Annotated in this window: 1 pseudogene; it reads left to right on the top strand. The window is 46.4% G+C overall.

Features of this window, described 5'->3' with window-relative positions:
- Positions 1-248: pseudogene (locus ACTHS3_RS16840) on the top strand (leucyl/phenylalanyl-tRNA--protein transferase); the annotation flags it as partial.
- Positions 249-483 lie beyond the last annotated feature (235 nt).

Raw genomic sequence — 483 nt, 5'->3', positions numbered from 1 at the left:
TTGCCTTGCTTCCCGATGCGTCCAAGATTGCGTTTGCCTGCGCCGTCCCGTTTTTGGCGGATTTGGGCGTTGCGCTGATAGACTGTCAGCAGGATACCGAACATATGCGCCGTTTCGGTTCGCAATTAATGGATTTTGCCGACTTTCAGACGGCCTTAAAGGATTTGAATGCGAAACCGTTAAAGCGGAATATTGAATGCGGCGTGGTGGCTGAAAATCTTCTGCAAAAGATTGGCGGCGAAGGTTGATTTATCGGTACGGCGTGTCGGCAGAATGGGCAGTCTGCATATCTTAGCTGGAAAATTAGTTAGAAAATAAATGCGATTCCATTCACTCGAACAGGCCGTCTGAAAATCTTGGCTTAGCCAAAATCCGGCCGTGTAACGCTTGGCGCTAATCATGTTAATAGATGACGAATTCGCTTTTACATGGCAAAATAACGAGTTAAATATTTGTAATAGGGCGGCCTGATTAGGTTTCAGA

This window comes from Neisseria sp. P0009.S007 (assembly GCF_051962515.1).
This window is presented reverse-complemented; position numbering and strand designations above follow the sequence as displayed.